Origin of the sequence: Corynebacterium pseudogenitalium (genome assembly GCF_024453815.1) — a bacterium.
In the GTDB taxonomy this organism is placed as follows: domain Bacteria; phylum Actinomycetota; class Actinomycetes; order Mycobacteriales; family Mycobacteriaceae; genus Corynebacterium; species Corynebacterium pseudogenitalium.
The window spans coordinates 1521389-1542403 of record NZ_CP072934.1; the positions used below are offsets into that span (position 1 = coordinate 1521389).

19 protein-coding genes are annotated in these 21015 nt (G+C 61.0%); 3 read left to right on the forward strand and 16 right to left on the reverse strand.

Annotated elements, in window-relative coordinates; translation table 11 throughout:
• Positions 1-53 precede the first annotated feature (53 nt).
• From KBP54_RS07335 to lspA, 6 genes are all read right to left on the reverse strand, one after another.
• Positions 54-1334 (reverse strand): ABC transporter permease, encoded by a 1281-nt coding sequence (locus tag KBP54_RS07335; RefSeq protein ID WP_256005171.1) that lies wholly within the window; start codon positions 1332-1334, stop codon positions 54-56.
• Positions 1331-2044 (reverse strand): ABC transporter ATP-binding protein, encoded by a 714-nt coding sequence (locus tag KBP54_RS07340; RefSeq protein ID WP_070478973.1) that lies wholly within the window; start codon positions 2042-2044, stop codon positions 1331-1333. Before KBP54_RS07340 ends, KBP54_RS07335 begins: the two co-directional genes overlap by 4 nt.
• A 186-nt stretch (positions 2045-2230) precedes the next feature.
• On the reverse strand, positions 2231-3898 hold the full coding sequence (locus tag KBP54_RS07345; protein WP_256005172.1) for an efflux RND transporter periplasmic adaptor subunit: 1668 nt from the start codon (positions 3896-3898) through the stop codon (positions 2231-2233).
• 76 nt (positions 3899-3974) lie between these two features.
• Positions 3975-4511 (reverse strand): hypothetical protein, encoded by a 537-nt coding sequence (locus KBP54_RS07350; RefSeq protein WP_256005174.1) that lies wholly within the window; start codon positions 4509-4511, stop codon positions 3975-3977.
• Complete coding sequence (locus tag KBP54_RS07355; RefSeq protein WP_256006632.1) at positions 4504-5394, reverse strand: RluA family pseudouridine synthase; 891 nt, start codon at positions 5392-5394, stop codon at positions 4504-4506. Before KBP54_RS07355 ends, KBP54_RS07350 begins: the two co-directional genes overlap by 8 nt.
• Positions 5395-5438: 44 nt before the next feature.
• Positions 5439-5951 (reverse strand): signal peptidase II, encoded by a 513-nt coding sequence (lspA, locus tag KBP54_RS07360; protein WP_256005175.1) that lies wholly within the window; start codon positions 5949-5951, stop codon positions 5439-5441.
• Positions 5952-6023: 72 nt separating this feature from the next.
• On the opposite strand from lspA, the gene KBP54_RS07365 reads away from it, so the two are divergent.
• Both KBP54_RS07365 and KBP54_RS07370 read left to right on the forward strand, forming a co-directional pair.
• On the forward strand, positions 6024-6956 hold the full coding sequence (locus KBP54_RS07365; RefSeq protein ID WP_256005177.1) for a DUF6263 family protein: 933 nt from the start codon (positions 6024-6026) through the stop codon (positions 6954-6956).
• Positions 6957-6990: 34 nt separating this feature from the next.
• Positions 6991-8688, forward strand: a complete 1698-nt coding sequence (locus KBP54_RS07370; protein WP_070976578.1) for an ABC-F family ATP-binding cassette domain-containing protein — start codon at positions 6991-6993, stop codon at positions 8686-8688.
• A 7-nt stretch (positions 8689-8695) separates the two neighbouring features.
• Here KBP54_RS07370 and KBP54_RS07375 read toward each other — a convergent pair whose 3' ends face one another.
• Complete coding sequence (locus tag KBP54_RS07375) at positions 8696-9286, reverse strand: WKL family lipoprotein (protein ID WP_070363472.1); 591 nt, start codon at positions 9284-9286, stop codon at positions 8696-8698.
• A gap of 130 nt (positions 9287-9416) precedes the next feature.
• Here KBP54_RS07375 and KBP54_RS07380 point away from each other — a divergent pair, with 130 nt between their 5' ends.
• Positions 9417-10328 (forward strand): asparaginase, encoded by a 912-nt coding sequence (locus tag KBP54_RS07380; RefSeq protein WP_256005179.1) that lies wholly within the window; start codon positions 9417-9419, stop codon positions 10326-10328.
• Here the strand turns inward: KBP54_RS07380 and KBP54_RS07385 are convergent.
• The 9 genes from KBP54_RS07385 to KBP54_RS07425 form a co-directional block, all read right to left on the reverse strand.
• Positions 10317-11702: a DNA polymerase IV gene (locus tag KBP54_RS07385; RefSeq protein WP_256005180.1), complete on the reverse strand. Its 1386-nt coding sequence runs from the start codon at positions 11700-11702 to the stop codon at positions 10317-10319. The two genes, KBP54_RS07380 and KBP54_RS07385, sit on opposite strands and share 12 nt — an antisense overlap.
• A gap of 6 nt (positions 11703-11708) precedes the next feature.
• Complete coding sequence (gene ileS, locus KBP54_RS07390) at positions 11709-14897, reverse strand: isoleucine--tRNA ligase (RefSeq protein WP_256006633.1); 3189 nt, start codon at positions 14895-14897, stop codon at positions 11709-11711.
• Positions 14898-15241: 344 nt separating this feature from the next.
• On the reverse strand, positions 15242-16258 hold the full coding sequence (locus KBP54_RS07395) for a DivIVA domain-containing protein (RefSeq protein WP_070478792.1): 1017 nt from the start codon (positions 16256-16258) through the stop codon (positions 15242-15244).
• 272 nt (positions 16259-16530) lie between these two features.
• Positions 16531-16824 (reverse strand): YggT family protein, encoded by a 294-nt coding sequence (locus tag KBP54_RS07400; RefSeq protein ID WP_252930752.1) that lies wholly within the window; start codon positions 16822-16824, stop codon positions 16531-16533.
• 50 nt (positions 16825-16874) lie between these two features.
• Positions 16875-17363, reverse strand: a complete 489-nt coding sequence (locus KBP54_RS07405) for a cell division protein SepF (protein WP_070362220.1) — start codon at positions 17361-17363, stop codon at positions 16875-16877.
• Between the two features lie 71 nt (positions 17364-17434).
• Positions 17435-18148: a YggS family pyridoxal phosphate-dependent enzyme gene (locus KBP54_RS07410; protein ID WP_070362219.1), complete on the reverse strand. Its 714-nt coding sequence runs from the start codon at positions 18146-18148 to the stop codon at positions 17435-17437.
• Entirely contained in the window at positions 18149-18889 is a 741-nt protein-coding gene (gene pgeF / locus KBP54_RS07415; RefSeq protein WP_256005182.1) for a peptidoglycan editing factor PgeF, read from the reverse strand.
• A gap of 9 nt (positions 18890-18898) precedes the next feature.
• Positions 18899-20116 (reverse strand): cell division protein FtsZ, encoded by a 1218-nt coding sequence (gene ftsZ, locus KBP54_RS07420; RefSeq protein WP_070362217.1) that lies wholly within the window; start codon positions 20114-20116, stop codon positions 18899-18901.
• Between the two features lie 154 nt (positions 20117-20270).
• A complete protein-coding gene (locus KBP54_RS07425) occupies positions 20271-21014 on the reverse strand; it encodes a cell division protein FtsQ/DivIB (RefSeq protein WP_168156177.1) in 744 nt (247 codons plus the stop codon).
• Position 21015 lies beyond the last annotated feature (1 nt).

Below are 21015 nucleotides of genomic sequence, written 5' to 3' on the forward strand. Positions count from 1 at the left end.
CTTCATCTTATCCAGACTTCGGACACGGCCAAAAGAGCCAGCAACCAGCGAACTTATTCGTAACGCAAAGCATCAATAGGCTGCATCTTTGCAGCCTTCGCGGCCGGATAGGCACCGAAGAAAATACCGGTTGCCAGCGAAAACCCGAGCGCCAACACAATTGCGCCGAGCGGCGGCCAAGTAAAGGCATCGAACGCGGCCGTCGCGATCATGCCAATCGCCCCGCCCAGAATTACACCAATGATGCCGCCAATCAGGCACACCAGCATCGCCTCGACGATGAACTGTGTACGGATATCGCTTTGCTTGGCGCCCAGCGCCTTGCGCACACCGATCTCCCGCGTGCGCTCAGTGACGGTGATCAGCATGATGTTCATCACACCGATACCACCGACCAGCAAAGAGATACCGCCGATCGCGGAAAGCACCGTCGACATGATGCGGAATACGCTCGTCAGCTCTTCCAAGCTCGAGGAAAGATCCACCACCTCAATGGTGTAATCCTCGTTATTGGCGTACCAACGGTCCATGTAGTGTTGCAGGTCGGCCTGGAAGGTCTTCGCGTCTTCATCCGGCACCGATTGCACCGAAAATGACGTGAACCAGTCGCTGTCAAGCCCAACGCGATCTGCAGCGGTGAGCGGGATATAGATGTCCGCAAACTGTTCTGCGGCACCAAACATTCCGCCGCCTCGGGAATCTTCCTCGCCATCGAGCACGCCCACGATAGTGAACACTGCCGGCTGGTCGTCTACGACCACATCGATGCGCTTGCCCAAACTGGCTTGAGCGTTGCCGTCGAAGAGGGCGTCGATAAGCGAGGGGCTCACCACTGCGAGCGGTCGGTGCCCATCGATGTCATCCTGGGAAATCTCGCGGCCGAACTGCACTTCGATGTTTCGCACCTTCATCGAGTCTGCAAGAACCGGCTTGACGTTCGTGGACACAGTTGTGTCATCGGAGACCACTTCCCCACTCGTGGAAACATCGATGTCCACGCCCTGGATACGGTCCCCAAATGCCTGACGCAGCTCATCGAGCTGCTCGGGAGTGACTGCGTTGCGCTCATCGGATGGTGGCGCGTAAGAAAACGCCGCGAAGGGATCCTCGGATGCATCCGCGTCATCGGGACGCTCATGCACCATCACCGGGTGCGTCGTAGTGCCGACGCCTTCAAGCCCCGACATCACCTGGCGCTCCAGACCACGACCCAGCGTCATAATAATGACCACTGCCATAATGCCGATAATGATGCCCAGCAGCGTCAGCAACGAGCGAAGCTTGTTCTTCCGAAGCGACGAGGAGGCAAGCTTGATTGACTCTCCTACGTTCATGGCCTCGCCCCCAGTGGGGCGCGAACCTGCGCGATGCGCCCGTCCATCATCTCTACAATGCGGCCGGTTTCTTCTGCCAACTCAGGGTTGTGCGTGATGAAGACGATGGCTTTGCCAAGGTCGTCGTGCAGCTCGTGGAAGAGGTCCATCACCATGCGGCCCGTCTTGGAGTCAAGCGCGCCTGTGGGCTCGTCGGCGAGTAACAGGTCAGGGTCATTGGCAAGGCTGCGAGCAATTGCCACGCGCTGCTTCTGCCCACCCGACAGTTCGTTCGGGTTATGGTGCAAGCGGTCGCCCATGCCCATCATGTTCAAAAGTTCAGCGGCGCGCTCCTCGCGCTCTTTCTTATCGACGCCCGCATACATCATTGGCATCGCCACATTTTGCAACGCGTCGATTCGACCAATCAGATTGAAGTTCTGGAAGATAAAGCCGATGTTCTGGCTACGGTACGCGGCCAGCTCGTTGTCCGACTTGGCGTACACCGGCTCGCCGTTGAACGCGTACGCGCCGTCTGTCGGCCGGTCGAGCATGCCAACCAAGTTCATCAGCGTCGACTTGCCGCAACCCGACGGGCCGACGATAGAGACAAATTCGCCCTGCTCTGCATGGAAGTCGATGCCATGCAGCACGGTCAGCTCGCTGGGCTCGCCGACGTTGTACGTCTTGACGATCCTGCGCATGTCAATGAGCAGACCACTCTTCGACATCGCCTCTTGCCCTGCAGGTGTGTGCAGTGCTGGTTGAGGTTGCGCAACTGGCTCTGTCGGCGTTGGTACTTCGAGCTCCTCCGTCGAAGGCTCGGCGGCCTCAAACAACTCGTCGAACTCTGCGTCGGTGGCATCGTCCTGTACGCGTTGTCGGGAGTGCTTTCGGAAGGGATTCCGTGCCATCGCCTACCCCTCCTTTTCCGCTGGCGCGGAAGACTTCGGCGCTGCAGAAGACGTCGCCGGAGTGGTTGCAGCGGCACTGCCTGTCGGCTTCTTGTCCTTTGCGTCCTTTACCTGCTCAGGATCAAAATTTTCATCGTTGACCTTCACCGTGGAGCCAACCTTGTCCTTGAAGTTCTCAGGCCAGTTGATCACGATGTCGCCTGGCTTGAGCTCGCCCCCCGTGACAGCGACGTCAACGTCATTCTTCGCACCGGTCTTGACAGTGCGCTCTTCTACGACGCCGCTGGTGTCGCCGGGATTCTCCGTTGCGAGCACCAAAATCTTGTTCTCGTCGTAGACGGCGTCGCGAGGAATGTTGATGGAGTTCTTCGCCTCTTCAGTGATAATTTCAGCACGCACACTGCCACCGAGCAGCAGGCCTTCCTTGTCACCGGTGACTTCGATCTCAACGGGGAACATCACCGAGGAGCCTCCGCCGCTGCCACCTGCGGACATTGCGGCTGCAGCCTCTGCCCCACTACCAGCACTCGCGCCTGTGGAACCGACCGGGGAAACTCGCGTGACGCGCCCAGTGAACTTCTTCTTACCCGTCGCAGTCGAGGTGAACTCAACGCGGTTGTCCTGCTTGATCGCCGGGACGTCCGCCTCGCGCACGTTAGCGCGGATCAACAGTCGGGAGTCATCTGCGATGCCAAGGACGCGACCCTGCGGGATATCGCCTACCTGCACGTCAACGTTTGTGACTACGCCAGCCATTGGAGCGTTAATCGTTGCTTCCTGCACTTGGAGCTGCAGCGTACCGTCGTCGTCAGCGGCAGAAGCATTCTCTGCTGCGCGCCACGCGGAATCAACCTGTGCCTGGAGCTGCTGCCGCTCCTGCCCGGCCTGCGCCTTGGCGGCCTCCAGCGCGGCTTGCGACTCCTGAAGTGCAGCTCGAGCCTGCTCCACGCTCAGCATCGGGACAGCACCCTGGCCGCCACCCGGAACTTGACCCGGCGCGGCCGGGGCTGCAGGAGGTGCCGTGCGGATGCCGTGGCCGGAACCGCCTGGCAGACGGGAGGACAAATCGCCGGCCATCTTTTGAACGTGGGCTGCGATCTTCGGCGAAGCGATCATCCGTGCGCCACCCTGCGCGGCAAGCGCAGCATCAAGCGCTGCCTGCGCCTGATCCACCTGGGCCTGCGCCTGAGCCACGGCCGGGTTGGAGCCGTTTGCCATCGCCTGGTCGTACGCGTTGAGCTGACTCTTGGCCTGCTCGACGCCCTGCATCGCTTCTGCCTGGGCACTCGCCTGCTGCTTTTCTTGCTTGGCAAGTTGGCGCTGCAGCGCGTCGGTGTTCATCTGCACCAAGAACTGATCTTTAGCGACGCGGTCGCCTGGCTGCACTGCGAGCCGTTCGACCTCGGACTGCAGCGCGGTCGTGATGCTCACTGAGCGAATCGGCGCAATGTTGCCATTGACCACGATGCTATTGGTGAGGTTTTCCTCTGCAGCGATCGTGTAATCTCCGGCGAGCAAACCATCGTGCCCGCCATCATCACCACCGCCAATAGCGCCACACGAGGCAGCGAATAACGCCGCGGTGGTAGCCAACGCTACCCCCGCAATTCGTGTCTTCGAAAATCGCTGACGCTGCGGGCTTCGGGCGTTGACTCCAGGGTCGGAAACCAATGTCTCTCCTCGTGTTGTTTTCCGCGCACCTTTTGGATGCGCGTATAGGTGCAATCCCGGAAAACTATACACGCCTTCACTGTGCGTCTACGAAACTTACGGGCCGGATTGCGAACGCGCCCCATACCGCGTCAGCTGGTAAAACTTCCACAGCAAACACATCGTTCACATCGTTCACATCAGCCAAATGCGCAACAGCGTCGTAGACGACTGCGCCTTCAATGTGTGCAGAGACTCCTCGGAATATCTCGGCGCGCGACGCTCCGGGCGCAGGCTCTCCGACTGGATTCGCGCCTAACTTGGTGATCACGGCATTCACACGCCCAATCGGGCGTAGTACTGCGTCTGCTTCTTCTGGACTTAAAGGATGGCTAAACGATACAAGCGCGAAATGAGCCTGTTCACCTTCCTGCAATGCCTCTTCGAGGCTCTGCTCCGCGCGCGCCGCGTACTCCGGCGCAGTCTCGCCTTGTTCTGCCCCCAGAGCGTCCCCTTGCAGCACAGGTTGCTCTGGTGGATTATTGACGCCAACAAGGTAGCAGCATCCGTAAAGCACAGCACCGGCAAGCAACGCCGCGATTGCGCCGCGCCACCTCTTTGCCTGGTTAGCCACGGTTCGCCGATCGCAACATGTCCAAGGCGTGCTGCAGGTCGTCTGGGTAGGAAGATTTCACCGTCATTGGCTTTCCGGTACTTGGGCGGTCGAACGTCAAGCTGGTGGCGTGCAGCCACTGTCGGTTGAGCGCAAGTTTGGCGGCAAGGTTCGGGTCACACCCGTACATTGGGTCGCCGACGCACGGGTGCCCTACCGAAGACATGTGGACACGAATCTGGTGTGTGCGCCCTGTTTCCAGATGGACCTCAAGCAGGCTTGCCTGGCGAAACGCCTCGAGCACCTCGTAGTGCGTAATACTCTGGCGCCCATCCGCCGTGACAGCAAACTTCCACCCCGCCGACGGATGGCGCCCGATCGGCGCGTCAATCGTGCCGACAATCGGGTCAGGCAGCCCCTGCACCACCGCGTGGTACGTCTTGTGCACCGTTCGCTCCTTGAACGCACGCTTCAGCACCGAATAGCCACGCACACTATTTGCGACAACCATCACTCCGGACGTGCCGACGTCCAATCGCTGCACAATCCCCTTGCGCTCCGGGGGGCCAGCATCTGGCAGTGTAAAACCCATCGCCTGCAACCCACCGACCACGGTTGGCCCCTCCCAACCCAGTGTTGGGTGGGCGGCAACGCCTACCGGCTTGTCCACAGCGATGACGTCCGCGTCGTGGTAGATCACGTCGAGTCCGTCGACGTGCTCGGCCACAGGCTCCGGCGCGCGCTTCGGCGGTGGCAGCGTGGCCTCCAGCAGGGCGCCCGCAGTAACACGATCGGATTTCTGTACTGGGGAGGCGTCGATAAGTACGCTGCCGTCGGCGATCATCTCTGCCGCAACACTGCGCGAGACCCCAAAGAGCTTTGCAATTGCCGCGTCAACGCGCATCCCCGACAGCCCCTCAGGCACCGGAAGCGCGCGAAACCCCGTACTCACGACCGCGCCTCCTTTGCAAACATCGAGATGACGACGACGGCCACCCCGATGGTGATGGCGGCGTCGGCAAGGTTGAACACTGCAAACGAACCGATGGAGATGTAGTCAACGACATGGCCGAACCAAAAGCCCGGCTCGCGCGCGAGCCTATCGATGAGATTGCCAAGCGCCCCTCCCGCGATCAACGCCACCCCAAGTGTCTCCCACCTGCCAGCAAGGCGTGGGGCATAGATCAACGCACCGATGACGAACACAAGCTGGATCGTCGTGAACAGCCACGTCGAGTTCTGCCCCATCGAAAAGGCCGCGCCAGGGTTAAACAATAAATACAGTCGAGCCCAATCACCGATCACTGGCACGGGCTCACCGGGTGTCAAGGATGTCACCACGATTTGCTTGACTACTTGATCCACAGCAGCAATAGCGAGCATGACGCCGACGATGACACCGAGCGAGCGACGCTTCGCTGACGCCCCGCCGCGCACACGTGATTCCTTTGAATTACCCATCGCAGATAACTGTAGTATGCAAATGCTGTAGCTTGTGAAGTTGTGTTGTACTCCGCTCATCCCAAACGTTCATTGTTCAGCCCTCTGACCATCACCGCCGCGGTTTTTGCGCTCACTGCATGCAGCGCCGAGGAGCCGGATCCATTCGCTGACATTCCCGAGTTCGCCGTTGAGTCACCAGTCGTGCAGGTACTTTCACAAGGACAAAACCCGCAGGTGTGGAAGTACGAGGACGGCGCATCAGCAGACAGCGAAACTACGGCGCCGCAGCGGGTCGCGCTGTCGCACGCGATTGCGCAGTACCCCGGCGAGGAGGGCTCGGAGCCGGTCATCGCGCGCGAGCACGAGCGCGACACAGTCACGCTGACCGTTTCGACGCACACTTCAGAAAGCAACAACGAGGGTGCTGTGCGCCAGGTAGACCTTGTCGCAGAAGGGTTAGAGCACTCGGATTTAGCGATGCAGAACAGCTTGACGTCAAACGAGGGCTTCCAGATGCGCTGGCACAGCGACCCTAACGGCACAGTATCGGCGGTACAACTGATGCCTACGGCGGATTCCGATGAGGAAGGCCGGGCCATCGCCGAGCAGAACTTGCTCGAATTGATGTCGTGGCAAGTTGTCTTCCCGGATGAGCCAGTCGGCGTAGGCGGCTCCTGGAAAGTTGAGCAGCGAGGACTTGGTGCCTCGGACATGCTACGGACCACCACGTACACGCTGGAATCCGCACAGGACGCAACACTCGAGCTGAAAGTAGATGTCCAGGAACGCCCGCTGAAGCGATCCATCACGATTGATAACGAGGTCGCTGGCGCCCTAGACGGCACGACGCTGCACGTGGTGAGCAACACTTCGCACTCGGACGGCTCGCTGACGGTGGACCTGCATTCGCCACTTCCGGTGGGCGGTTCTGTGCTTACCGCTACGCGGCTTGTCTACGGCAGTGACGAAGCCGATACCCGTGTGGCCCAAGACACCACGAGCGTTGTGGACTATAACGTATAAGAGACGGCCCACATTTGATGACGAGGAACATCCCATGACTGCCCCACTGCATATTGGCCTTGACGGCATTTCGTTTTCGTACCCAGGCGGACACCGCGTCCTCACCGACATTTCTTTCGCGGTGCCATCCGGGTCTGTCACCGGGCTCATCGGAGAGAACGGCGCCGGCAAATCGACGCTGCTCGGCATCATCTCCGGAGAGCTGAAACCCGACGCAGGGGTGCTTATCACGCCCCCGATCACGGGCTTCATCCCGCAGGAAACCTCGCTGCCGTTCAGCGAGCCCGCCCAATCACTTATCGACGAAGCCGTAAAAGAGCTTCGCGCTGTCGAGGAAGACATCTCAACCTTTGCGCAGCGCATGGTCGACAACCCAGACGACCAGGAGGCGGCCGACGCATACGACCGGGCGTTGTCCCGCGCGGAAAACTCCGGCGTGTGGGAGTTAGATGCCCGCATCGCTACCGTGTTGGCTGGCCTCGGCCTTGCGAACGTCGACCTGGCCACCCCACTGGGCGAGATGTCTGGCGGGCAACGCCGACGGTTTGCACTGGCCACGCTGCTGCTACACCCGGTGGACGCCATGGTCCTCGACGAGCCGACCAACCACCTCGACGACGAAGCCGTCGACTTCCTCATCGGCGAGCTCGAGGCATTCAAAGGGCCTGTACTCGCCGCGTCGCACGACCGCTACTTCCTCGACACCGCCTGCGACGGCATCGTCGACCTCGACCCCGGCCTTGGAGCCGAGGGCGGCTTCGGCGAGGAGACCCGCCAGGGCACCCGCTACCGTGGCGCGTTCAGCGACTACCTCAAGGCCCGCGAGGACCGACGCCGCCGCTGGGAAAGCGACTACGCAGCGCAAGAGCACGAGCGCGCCAGGCTTGAGAAGGCCGCTGAGCAAACCGGCGAGGACATCTTCCACTCCCAAGAAGCTTCTTCTGACATCCGAATGGCGGCAAAGTACCAGGCGGACCGCGCGGCGAAGACGGTGGGCAACCGCAGGCGCTCGGCGTCGCAACGCCTCGAAGCGCTGGAGCGAACGGAGATTCCGGAGCCACCGGCGCGGCTGCGCTTCCGTGGCCTCCCGCCGCATACCGCGACCTCGCTTGGGCTCCCGGCGCTGGTCACCCAGAACCTCTCCGTGCCTGACCGCCTCGCCCCACTGAGTATCAAAGTGCAGCCCGGCCAGCAGCTCCTCGTCGAGGGGCCCAACGGCTCCGGCAAGTCCACGCTGCTGAAAATTATCGACGGCCAGCTGCGCGACTACGAGGGCGAGATCATCATGCCGGAAGAGATGACCGTCGCACGCCTCGAGCAGGACGACTCGTGGACTGACCTCGACAAAACCGCGGCCGAAGTGTTCGCGGAGCTCACCCCAGAGGGTGTGCCAGACCTCGTAGAAATGGGCCTGATGACCGAGGAGCAGGCGGCGAAGAAGCTCGACGACCTCTCGCTCGGCCAGCGTCGCCGCGTCTCACTCGGTATCATCCTGGCGTGCCCGCCTGACCTGCTGCTGCTCGACGAGCCGACAAACCACCTCTCGCTTGCACTGGCCGAAGAGCTGGAGCACGCCTTGCTCGCATTCGAGGGCACCGTCATCATCACCAGCCATGACCGTTGGGTACGCCGCCAGTGGCACGAGCGCCAGGCCAAGAAAGACGCACGCGCCAGAACTCTGACTCTCGCCACGTTGTGGACTGAGGAGCTCTGGCGCGCGGATAAGCAGTAGTGTCTGCTTAGAGGTTCGGCGCCTGCTGGTAGCCTTCCGCAGGCTGCTCACCTGGCTGCTCTTCAGCCGGGGCTGCCGGCTGCGGAGCGGAGCTCTTGCACATCTCTGGCACCTGCTCAGGCGGCAGGGTGTTGTTGATCAGGGTGCATGCCCAGACCTGAGAAAGCTTCCACACGCCGTCTTCGAAGACGAATTCCACGTCCTCCGCGAGCTGCGGCTGGGAGTCGGGACGGGTGAAGCTGACCGTTGCCAGAACGGTATCCGGGGTGTAGCCAGGGAGCACAGGCGGTACGACCTGGAAGTTCGCGCCGGACTCCTCCTGGGACTGCGCCATCACGTCGAACAGTTCAGGGACGTTCTCTCCACCCTGGACCGTGTTCACGCGCTCCTCAATCGGCAGGCTTGCATCAGTTGCGCGCATGAGCACTGCGTTGAGTTCCTCAGCGGTTGGCTGCTGCGCGGCGGGCGCGACAGACTCGCTGGTGGCCTGCGTTGCCGTGGTCGCGGGATCATCCTGGCTGTTGTCTCCAGAGCATGCGCTCACGCCGAGCCCGAGGCCCAGCGCGGCGGCGACAGCTACGATCGGTGCTGCTTTCACGATTTCTCCTTGAAGCATTGTCTTCAGCGGCTCACGGTCACAGTTAGCGATCCGACACCGCTCTAACCTTGCCAACGTTACCGGCGTTTTTACCTTGGCACCAATACGCCACTCTGGCACGCTGTGAGTTATGGAATCTTTCGTACTGCTCATCGCCACCGGTGGCACCATCGCATGCACCGCAAACTCTGAAGGCGCACTCGTTCCAAGCCTTAGCGCTGAAGACCTCGTCCACTCCAGTGGCACCACCGAGCCCGTCCGCGTGTATGACGCGCTGCGTCTCGACTCGTCCGCGATCACCTTCGCTGACATCGACAAGCTTCGCTCCCTCACTGCACAAGCACTGCAAGACCCGCAGATCAGTGGCATCGTAATTAGCCACGGCACCGACTCCATGGCGGAGACCGCATTCGCACTCGACATCGTGCACGACGACCCCCGCCCTATTGTGCTTACCGGTGCCCAGCACGCCGCCGACCACGAACACCCCGATGGCCCCGGGAACCTCGCGGGCGCAATTGCCGCTGCCGCAGATCCGCTTCGACGCAACAACGGCGTACTCCTCCACTTCGGCGGCGCCACCCTGCCCGCCCGCGGGCTGTTGAAGCGCGACACACACGCCCTCGAAGCCTTCACCTTGAGCAGCGAACGCCCACTTCCCCGCCCCGCAGCACTTGCCTGCACGCCGTTGGCAGCCATTCACATTCCCATCCTGCGCGCATGGCCCGGCGCGGACGGCGAGATCGTGGATGCCGTGACCAGTATGAACCCGGATGGCATCGTGATCGAGGCGCTCGGATCCGGCAATGTTGGCCCCGGCATGGGTGAGGCAATCACCCGCGCACTCGATTCGGGTATCCCCGTCGTAATCACCAGTTCCGTACCCTACGGCGAGGTCACCTTCGCCTACGGCGGCACCGGTGGTGGCGCTACCCTCGGCTCCCAAGGGGCGATCGCCGCGGGGTTCCTACGCGCTGGTCAGGCGCGCATCGCGCTCGCGACAGCGCTGGCCAACGGCGTGGATCCGGCGTCAGTGTTCTGAGTCGAGCCAGTCCTGCCACGCGAGGGAATCCACCGGGTCCGCTGGCTGGAGCTTGGGGTCGTCGATACGCAATGTGTGCATCTTCCCAGGTCCCGTGGCCCTCGTTTCAAAACGCACGCTCACCCAGCCTTTGCCCGCGCCTTGGACCCAGCCGTGGCCGAAGTCCTCGTGGTAAATGTCCTGGGTGGCGCGCCACACGCCGTTGGTAGGCCCGTCGTATAGCTCGACTGCAACATCGCTGCTGGCCACGTGGTCGCTGACCCCGGATTCGTAATCACTGTCAGCGGGTACAGGCCGGATGATTTCCTGGTCTAGCTCCGGAAACAGCACGTCCTGCAGCGCATCTTCGAGTCCTGAGTAGGACACACCTACGAGCCGGATCGGGCCGACCTCGTCCGGGTAGCGCACGATGCGAAACGCCGTCGCGCGCAGTGTCTCCGCATCGTCAGTGGCGTAAGGCAGCGTCGCAGAACGCGACTCAATGCGGAAGTCCGCCATCCTTAGCTTCACCGTCACAGTCCTCGCACCGCGCCCATCTTTCAGCAAGCGCCTGTGCGACTCCTCGGCGGCGCGCTCGACCGCGGCGTCAACCTCGGCCGCAGTGGTCAGGTCCTGGGGAAAAGTGTGCTCGGAAGAAATCTGCTTCGCCACGGCCCTCGGCGCCACCGGACGATCATCGTGCCCCCGCGCCAGCTGCCACAACTGCTTCGCGACGACCCCTCCGAGCGCGATATCGACTTCCTTCTCGCTCAGCGCCGCGAAGTCCCCGATCGTTTCAATCCCTGCCTGCGCAAGCTTCGCCTCAGTGACAGGCCCAACGCCCCACAACTCGTTGACGTTCAGAGGGTGCAGCAGCGCTTCCTGCTGTTCGTGAGGCAAAATGTACACCCCGTCGGGTTTTGCCAGGCCCGAGCCGGTCTTCGCGTATTGCTTACCACTGCCCGCACCAATCGAGCTTGGTAAGCCTGTCTCATCCTTAATGCGTCCACGTAGCTCGTTGGCCCACTCAAGCACGGTCTCCGGATTCGCTCCCGCGAGCTCCTCGGGCTCCATGAACGCCTCGTCGATAGAGAGCTGCTCCACGACGCTGACCCTGCGCTCAATGATTTCAAACACGCGTTGCGACGCCACCTTGTACACCGGGCGCCGCGGGGCAACGAGCACCGCTCGCGGACCCACCAGCTTCGCAGCTTGGTGGGTCGGCATTGCGGAACGCGCCCCATACTTGCGGGCTTCATAGCTTGCGCCCGCGACAACGCCCCGCCCGTTGACACCAGCAACGAGGACGGGGCGTCCACGTAACGTTGGGCGTGTGAGCTGCTCACAGGATGCGTAGAACGCATCCATGTCGATGTGCAGGACCCAACGTTTCATCGCAAATTACTGCTTAGCAATCGCTGCGCTCACACCTTCGTGAATCGAGTGCGCCTCGCCGTTGAGCGTCTCGACGATCTCGAAGGACGTCGCGAGCGTCTCATGCGCGATGTGCTCAGCGTGGCGCTGCGCCCACTCGACCTTGTCGGAAGGTACGCACAGCTGTACCGAGATGCGGTCAGAGACTTCGTATCCTTCCTGCTTACGAGCATCCTGCAGACCACGAATCACGTCTGCTGCCCAGCCCTCGGCCTCGAGCTCCTCGGTCAGCTCCGTATCAAGCACGACCAGGCCAACGACGGCATCGGTAGCGTCAACCCGAGCGGTACTCGTCGGGTCCTCAGCCACCAGGCGCTCGGTGTAGAGCTCCGGGGTGAGCACGATGTCGCCGTCGACAACAACGTTTTCGCCTTCACGGACGTAGTTGCCAGCCTTGACGTTCTTGATAGCGCGCTGTACGTCACGGCCCAGCGTTGGACCCGCGACCTTCGCGTTCACCACAACCTCGAAGGAACCAACGGAGTCGACGTCGTCAGTCAGCACGACTTCCTTCACGTTGACCTCATCCTTGATCACAGACGCGAAGTCCTGCAGCTGGTCCGAGCCCGCCAGCGCCACCGTGAGCTTCGGCAGTGGCAAGCGGTTGCGCAGCTTCTTCGACTTACGCACCGACGAAGCAGCGGAGCACACCGCGCGCGTTGCATCCATCGCGCTGACTAGTGCAGGGTCCGCCGGGATTGCATCCGCGGACGGGAAGTCCGCCAAGTGCACCGAGCGACCCCCGGTCAGGCCACGCCAGATGACCTCACTGATGTACGGCAGCAGTGGCGCCGTCACACGGGTCAGGATCTCCAGGACCGTGTACAGCGTGTCAAACGCCTCAGGATGCTCCTCCTGACCCGCCCAGAAACGGTCGCGTGACCGGCGCACGTACCAGTTCGTCAGCGAGTCAGCGAAGCGACGGACCTCGTCACAGGCGTCCGCGATGCGAGTGTCGTCGAGCGCCTCCTTCACCGCAGCCACGAGGTCATGCGTCTTCGCCAAGATGTAGCGGTCCAGCACATCCTGCGAATCGACGCTGAACTTCGCCTCCTCGGAGGAGTACAACTGCAGGAAGGTGTACGCGTTCCAGATCGGCAGCAACGCGTGGCGCACGCCCTCGCGGATGCCCTGCTCCGTCACGATGAGGTTGCCGCCACGAAGAATTGGCGAAGACATGAGGAACCAACGCATCGCGTCGGAACCATCACGGTCGAAGACCTCGTTGACGTTCGGGTAGTTCCCCTTCGACTTCGACATCTTCAGACCGTCATTGCCCAGCACGATGCCGTGCGCAACGACCTTCTTATACGCCGGGCGGTCGAAGAGTGCCGTCGCCAAGACATGCTGCACGTAGAACCAACCACGCGACTGGCCCGAGTACTCCACGATGAAGTCCGCAGGCTGACGAGCGTCGTGCTCCTCAACATTCTCAAACGGGTAGTGGTACTGCGCAAACGGCATCGAACCAGAATCAAACCAGCAGTCCAACACGTCCGGCACGCGACGCATCATCGACTTCCCGGTCGGATCGTCCGGGTTCGGGCGGACCAGCTCATCAATGTCTGGGCGGTGCAGCGACTTCGGGCGAACGCCGAAGTCCTTCTCCAGCTCTTCGAGCGACCCATAGACGTCCACACGCGGGTACTCCGGGTTATCCGACACCCACGCCGGCACCGGTGAGCCCCAGTAGCGGGTACGCGAAATGTTCCAGTCACGCGCGCCTTCCAACCACTTACCGAACTGGCCGTCGCGAATGTGCGATGGGATCCAGTCGATCTCCTGGTTCAGCTCCACCATGCGGTCGCGGAACTCAGTGACCTTCACAAACCACGCCGGAAGCGCCATGTAGATCAGCGGCTCGCCCGAACGCCAGGAGTGCGGGTAGGAGTGTTCAATCGTCTGGTCACGGACCACGCGGTGCTTCGCACGAAGGTCACGGATGATGTCACGGTTCGCGTCAAAAACCAGCTTGCCTGCGTACTCCGGCACCAGCGAGGTGAACTTACCATCAGCATCAACCGGGATGACTAGGTCGATCCCGTACTCCTGGCAGGTGTACATATCGTCTTCACCGAACGCAGGCGCCTGGTGAACAACGCCCGTGCCGTCCTCGGTGGTCACGTAGTCCGCGTTCAACACCATGAACGCCTTTTCCTGGTCACGGAAGTAGTCGAAGACCGGCTCGTACTCCAAGCCCTCGAGCTCGGAGCCCTTGAAGGTGGCGACAACCTCGCGCTCCTCGCCGAGCTCCTTCGCGTACGCGCCGATGAGCTCCGTCGCCAGCAGCAGTTTCTTGCCGACGACCACCTCTTCACCGTCCGCACCAACACGGACCAGCGAATACTCAACGTCCGGATGGACCGCAAGCGCCAAGTTCGACGGCAGCGTCCATGGCGTAGTGGTCCAGGCGATCGCAGCTGCGTCGTGCAGCTCAGGGTGCTGCTTCCAGGTCTCCGCAGCAGCAAATCCTTCACGCCCACCCGTAAACGGCATCGTTACAGTTACGGTCGGATCCTGGCGGTTGCGGTAAGAATCATCCAGACGCGTCTCTTGGTTCGACAGCGGCGTATGCTCCGCCCACGAGTACGGCAGCACGCGGAAGCCCTGGTAAATCAGCCCCTTGTCATACAGGGTCTTAAACGCCCACATGACGGACTCCATGTACGGCAGTTCCATCGTCTTGTAGCCGTTATCGAAGTCCACCCAACGAGCCTGGCGAGTCACATACTCTTTCCACTCATCGGCGTAGTGCATCACGGACTTGGCACAGTACTCGTTGAACTGTGCCAGACCCATGTTTTCGATCTCAGCCTTATCCTTGATGCCGAGCTGCTTCTCAGCCTCGAGCTCCGCGGGAAGGCCGTGGCAGTCCCAACCAAACACGCGCGGAACGTAGTAACCAGCCATCGTGCGGTAGCGTGGCACGATGTCCTTGACGTAGCCCGTCAGCAAGTGGCCGTAGTGTGGCAAACCGTTGGCGAACGGAGGGCCGTCGTTAAACACATATTCTTCGCAGTCTTCGCGCTGCTTCAGCGATGCCTGGAACGTATCATCCTCGTTCCAGTACTTCAGTACCTGCTCCTCCATTTTTGGAAACGCGGCACTTCCCCCGGTCAGATCTACCTTTGGGTAGACACTTCCGACCTTGCTCATCTCCGTCTCTCCTTCACGCACAATGCTTACCTTGTCACAGGGACGCAGCGAACAACGCCACGCGGTACCACCCTGCTTGAAGTCCGCCGTGAGACGAACTTCCGCTTCATTTGCGGTGAAAGAAATAACGCTTCCTAATTACGTCCGGTTCTACTAAGCAATAGCGCGCTGTAGCGCAACAGCTGTTCTTCCGGAAACGCTCCCCGATGATGGTCGGATCATCACGCGCTACCGCACCACCAGGTGGTGAAGCACGTAGCTTGTCTCATTCTAGCCCTTTGTCCCCCAGAAATGGCAACAACCACCACTCACCGCAGTGAATGGTGGCTGATGTTTGAAAGAAACTACTTATTGCCAGCGTCGCCGCTCGGAGCGGACGTGCCACGGGTCTCAAGCTCCTCCAGCTGGGACTCGAGCAGTGTGCGCAGGCGAGTGCGGTACTCGCGCTCGAAGGTGCGCAGCTCAGCGATGCGGTTCTCGAGGGCGGTCTGCTGCTGCTTCACCGTGTTCATGATCTCGGTGTGCTTACGCTCAGCCTCGGTGCGCAGCTTCGTTGCCTGCTCCTCAGCCTGGCGAATCTGCGCCTCAGCGCGCGAGTTAGCTTCGTTGGTGGTTTCCTCAGCCTTCTTCTCGGCGTCTGCAACGAGCTGCTGTGCACGAGCCTCAGCCGACTGCTTCGTCTCAGCAGCCTTACGCTCAGCCGCCTGGATCTGCTCGCGGGAATGCGTCTCTGCCTCAGACAGCTGCTTCTTCGAGCGTGCCTCGGCATCTGCCAGCTGACGCTCTGCGGAACCACGGGCCTCGTCGAGCATCGAGCGGGCCTCTGCCTGCGCGTCGTTGGTGAGGCGGTCTGCCATCTCCTGCGCGAGCCCAAGCACCTTCGCCGCCTGCATGTGCGTATCGGCGGATGCTGCATTCTGGTCGACAGCCGCAGCCTGCTGCGGTGCGGCGGCAGCCTTTGGCGCCTGCTTAGCCTGCTTTGCAGCCTGCTCCGCGTCCTGGCGAGCCTTTGCCGCTTCCTGCTTCGCAGCCTGAGCATCCTTCTCAGCCGCTACCTTTGCCTCCTGCGCAGCACGGAGCTTCTGCTCGTACTCAGCACGAACCTTCTTCTCAACTCGCTTTTCAATCTCAGCTTCGTCGACATCGCTGGACGCGGCCGCAGGAGCAACCGGGGCAGCAGACCCACCAGCACCGAGCTCTTCGACACGGGCCCGAAGGTCATCGTTCTCATCTTGCAGTTGCGCAAGCGTGTCTTCCACGAGGTCCAGGAACTGGTCAACCTCGTCCTCGTTGTAGCCCCGCTTACCAATTGGTGGTTTGCTGAAAGCGACATTGTGCACGTCTGCTGGTGTCAGCGGCATTGGCGTTCCCTTCGATGTCGATATTGTGTCCGCAATGTCGCGAACACAGATTGCCTCCCACGCTACGGGAAGCGAACCCTAAAATCTAATAGTTCGTCATTCTTTTATCGATCCATAGTAACGCATAGGTTCACACGCACCAGGCATCACCGCCAGTTATACCCCTTTTCTGCCCCCGATGCCCAATAATTGATGTCGATCCGGGCATAAATTACGGGAAAATTAAGCAAAAAGGCACCTACCAATGTAGGTGCCTCAATCCAAGCTCACTATTACAACATGGTGACCCGTACCAGCATCTGGAGCAGCATAATCGCCACGAACAGTACGATCACACTGACGTCTATCCCAACGCCGCCACTCATACGCATGGGCGGAATGAGTTTGCGGAAGAACTTCACAGGCGGGTCCGTGACCACGAACATGCCTTCCGCAACGACCATAAACCAACTTGGTGGATCAAACTGCTTCGAGAAGGATTGCACCATCTCGACAATGATGCGGACGACCACAATCAGGGAGTACAACCCAAGCGCAGCGTAAAGAATTGCTCCTAATAAAGACACGGGTCACACACTACCTGTTCTTCTTGATGTTTCGCAGAGCTGGACGTCGATTAGCGAAGACGCGCTGTGTGCTGCAGCTCAACTTCGGTCAAACGGGCGTTTTCCGGAACGATCGCGAAGACTCGTCGGCGGGTCTCAACGCCCCTGCTCAGGTTGTACATGTTGCCACGAAGTGCGAAGCACAGACCAGCGGCAAAGTCGACGATGCGCTTTGCATCGTGGGGGTCGAGATCCGTCAGCTCCATAATCACGGCATCGCCATCACGGAACGGCTCGCCGATATCCTTCGCATCGTTGTAATTGCGCGGAGCAGTGGACACGACCTGGGGAGTGTAGGACTTCGGTGCGCGATCCGCGTAGTCACGGGTAGCTGAGGAGCGGTAGCGGTCCTCGCTGCCGTACTCAGATGTGCGCGAAGGTCTCGTCGATTCCTCGCGAGTGTTCTCGCGCTCGTCGTATTGCACTTCATCGAAGTAGGGGTCATCTTCGTTGAACGGGCCAAGACCGAAAAATTCTTTCGCGCTGCCGATAATAGACATCTGGGTGCTCCTCGTTTGTTGCCTGTGCTGACGGGGCAGAAATTACCTCTATGTAATTCCGGATTAGGTTTTTAGACTACGGGCCTCGGCCCCATCACCGCCGTTCCGACACGCACGACATCCGAGCCATGCGCGATGGCTTCTTCAAAGTCCGCGGACATCCCCGCCGAGAAACGCAGGGGCCGCCCAAGCTTGGCCGCGTAGGTGTCTCGCAGCTCGCGGACCTGGTCGAATACCTCGCTGGCGTTTGCATCTAGCGGTGGCACAACCATAAACCCGTCGAACTGGAGGTGCTCAGCCCCCTCGAGCGCTTCAACCAACTCGGCGATCTTCTCCACCGCGACACCGCCACGGCTTTCGTCGCCGTCTGCAGAAACCTGAACAAGGCACGGCAGGATTTCGGACGTCCGATCACCCCGCTCAAGGGCGAGCGCCATGCCACGCTCGAGTCCCTTCGCCAACTTCAAGGAATCCACCGAGTGAACCTCACTCGCCCATCGCGCCACTGCGTTCGCCTTCTTCGACTGGATCTGCCCGATCATCGCGATACCACAGTCGACCCCGTGCTCGCGCAGAGTCGCGACCTTGGCGCTCGCTTCCTGCTCGCGGTTCTCCCCCACCAGGCGAATACCTTCCGCGGCAAGTACCTCAATCGACGAGCACGGGTGAAACTTCGTCACTGGTAGCAGTTCCACGCTTCCCGGCTCGCGACCCGCGGCACGCTCCGCGGAGCGGATACGCTCCTGCACCTTGGCAAGGTTGCTTGCAATATCAGTTGTGCTCATTTATTTCACTCCAGTTAGCCAAATAACGCCTGCTTGGCGCCCAGTTGTGGATTCTCTCCGGTACGAAAAGAAGTCCTCGTCCGCGATGGTATCGCGCGGATCTACGTCAATTCGCTGCACACCGAGCTCCGTGAGCTGGCGCCGGATACCGGCACGGATGTCAAGCCCAGTGGTCCCTGCATGCGTAGTGGTCCGGGAGCCTGGCAGCTTGCGCTCAACATCCGCTGCCATATCAGCGGGCACTTCGTATGACGCTCCCGCAGCTGCAGGGCCGAGCAGCGCCTGCATCTGTGAAGGCTGAGCACCCAGGTCACGCATTGTTTCAACGGTCTTCTTCACGATGCCGTTTCGCGCCCCAAGACGCCCAGCGTGCACCGCGGCAATCACTCCAGCGACGGGGTCTGCCAACAGCACCGGCGTACAGTCAGCGACCAGCACGCACAGGGCGAGGTTCGGGGTCGTGGTTACGATGGCATCAGAAGCCTCGACAGGCTCAGACTGCGGCCCGTCCACGACCGTCACGTTCGGCGTGTGGAGCTGCTCCATCCACACGAAGCGCCCCGCATCTACCCCGAGCAGCGACGCCAACCGCGCGCGGTTCGCGCGTACGGCCTCCGGGTCATCCCCGACGTGCAGCGCAAGATTGAAAGAGTCGTATGGGGACAACGACGCCCCGCCCGCACGGCTTGTAAACACCATGCGGACGGGGCGTTGTTCTACGTCGAGAAGAGAGTCAGTCATGCTCCCAGACTAACGCAAGAAATCAGGGACATCGACGTCAAAATCATCGCCGCCGCGCTCCTCGCGTCCACGACGCTCATAGGAGGATTCGGACTCCCCGCCGGTGAAGAGGCCCGAGCGGTGCGGCTCGTAGCGGTGACGCGCCTGGTAGGAGTCGTCGCGTTCCGTCTCCGGAGCTCGATCCTCAAACAGTGAACCACGCGATGGAGACGGCGCCGCGCCTTCTTCCGCCGATGCGGCTGCAGCATCGACCGGCTGCTGGGCATCCGGGCGAGCGTTGGCCTTCTCGTCGAAGCCAGTTGCGATAATCGTGACGCGCACCTCGTCACCGAGGTTGTCGTCTATGATCGTGCCGAAGATGATGTTCGCGTCGTCGTCTGCCTTCTCTTCGACGATGGACGCTGCGGCACTCGTCTCGTTCAGGCCGAGATCGGAACCACCAGCAACGGAAATGAGCACGCCCTTCGCGCCCTCCATCGTGGTTTCCAGCAGTGGCGAGTTGATCGCCTGCTCCATCGCATTCATCACGCGGTTTTCACCGCGGGAGGAGCCGACGCCCATCAGGGCGGAGCCGGCGTCGGCCATCACCGAGCGCACGTCTGCGAAGTCGACGTTAATCATGCCCGGAATGGTGATCAGGTTCGTAATACCCTGAACACCGTTGTAGAGCACCTCATCCGCAGCGCGGAATGCATCCATCATGGACAGGTCCGAATCACCCAGCTGCAACAGTCGGTCGTTCGGAATGACAATGACGGTGTCGCACACTTCCTTCAGGTTCGCGATGCCCTCGAGCGCCTGACGGGTGCGCCGCTTGCCCTCGAACGTGAACGGACGGGTGACAACGCCAATGGTCAGCGCACCCATCTTCTTCGCGATACCCGCGACAACTGGTGCAGCGCCAGTACCCGTACCGCCGCCCTCGCCAGCGGTCACGAAGACCATGTCCGAGCCCTTCAGCGACTCTTCGATTTCCTGCTTGTGATCCTCAGCGGAGGTCCGGCCAACCTCAGGGTTTGCTCCGGCGCCAAGTCCGCGAGTCGCCTCACGCCCGATGTCGAGCTTGGTGTCTGCATCCGTAAAGAGCAGTGCCTGCGAGTCCGTGTTGATCGCAACGAACTCCACACCTTTCAGGCCCTCTTCGATCATGCGGTTGACAGCGTTAACGCCACCGCCACCGACACCGACGACGCGGATCATGGCGAGGTAGTTTGCGGGAGAGGTCATGGGTAGTGTCTCGCCTTTCAAAACTTCTTAGAACTTCAACAATTGCGGTAACGCATCCCATCATGGGCGAAAACACGAAAAAATTTATTGTTTCCCTCGGCGTGTCTCGACCCTAAACCTTTACTTTAGGGTTTTGACCTGGGGTTTTACACCGCTACCGCGCGGTAATCAGCTCCGGATTAGAAATATTGAACTCGGCGCCCTCGCGTTGCAAAACGGTTTCAAAGGCCAGTGACTTATTCGCATTGTCTTCTGAGGCGCCCCACACCACGCGGCGGTTGTCGTGTAACCGCAGCACGAATGAGTAGCGGCCATTCGCCTCCAAAGCGGCAACTTGCGCACGCGCACCACTGCTTATCGACGCCGCGATCGCCACAGCGTCCCGCATCTGCTCCTTGTTCTCGACGTCGACCCCCACGAGCTCCATCGCCCCAACCGGCGGTTCAGCGATCAGAAAATCCTTGCCCTCAGTATCGATCAGATGCGCCCCGTCCGGCTGCTGCAAGTACGCCACTGCGACACGCTCTTTGAGGTCAACTCTCACAGTGCTTGGCCAGTCGCGGTGCACCGTGACAACGTCCACCCACGGGTCCTGCACGATGTTCTCAGCAGCACGGCGCACCTTGACCAGCCCCATAGGCGTGCCCAGCTCAATGTCGGACTGGGCTTGCACCGCCTCGGGCGTGAGCACGTCGTTGCCATCAACAACCACACCCTTCACCGGCATCAACGGTGTAAACGGCAACGCAATTCCGCACACAGCGAGACCAGCGATGACAGCTCCCGCGATAGCGAAGCGACGCTTGCGCTTGCTCTTGCTGCGCGTTTGAGCGTCCTCATCACCAAACTCGTCGAGGTGGTCCGACTCGAAGGCTTCCTGCTCTGTCTGCTCTGTCACG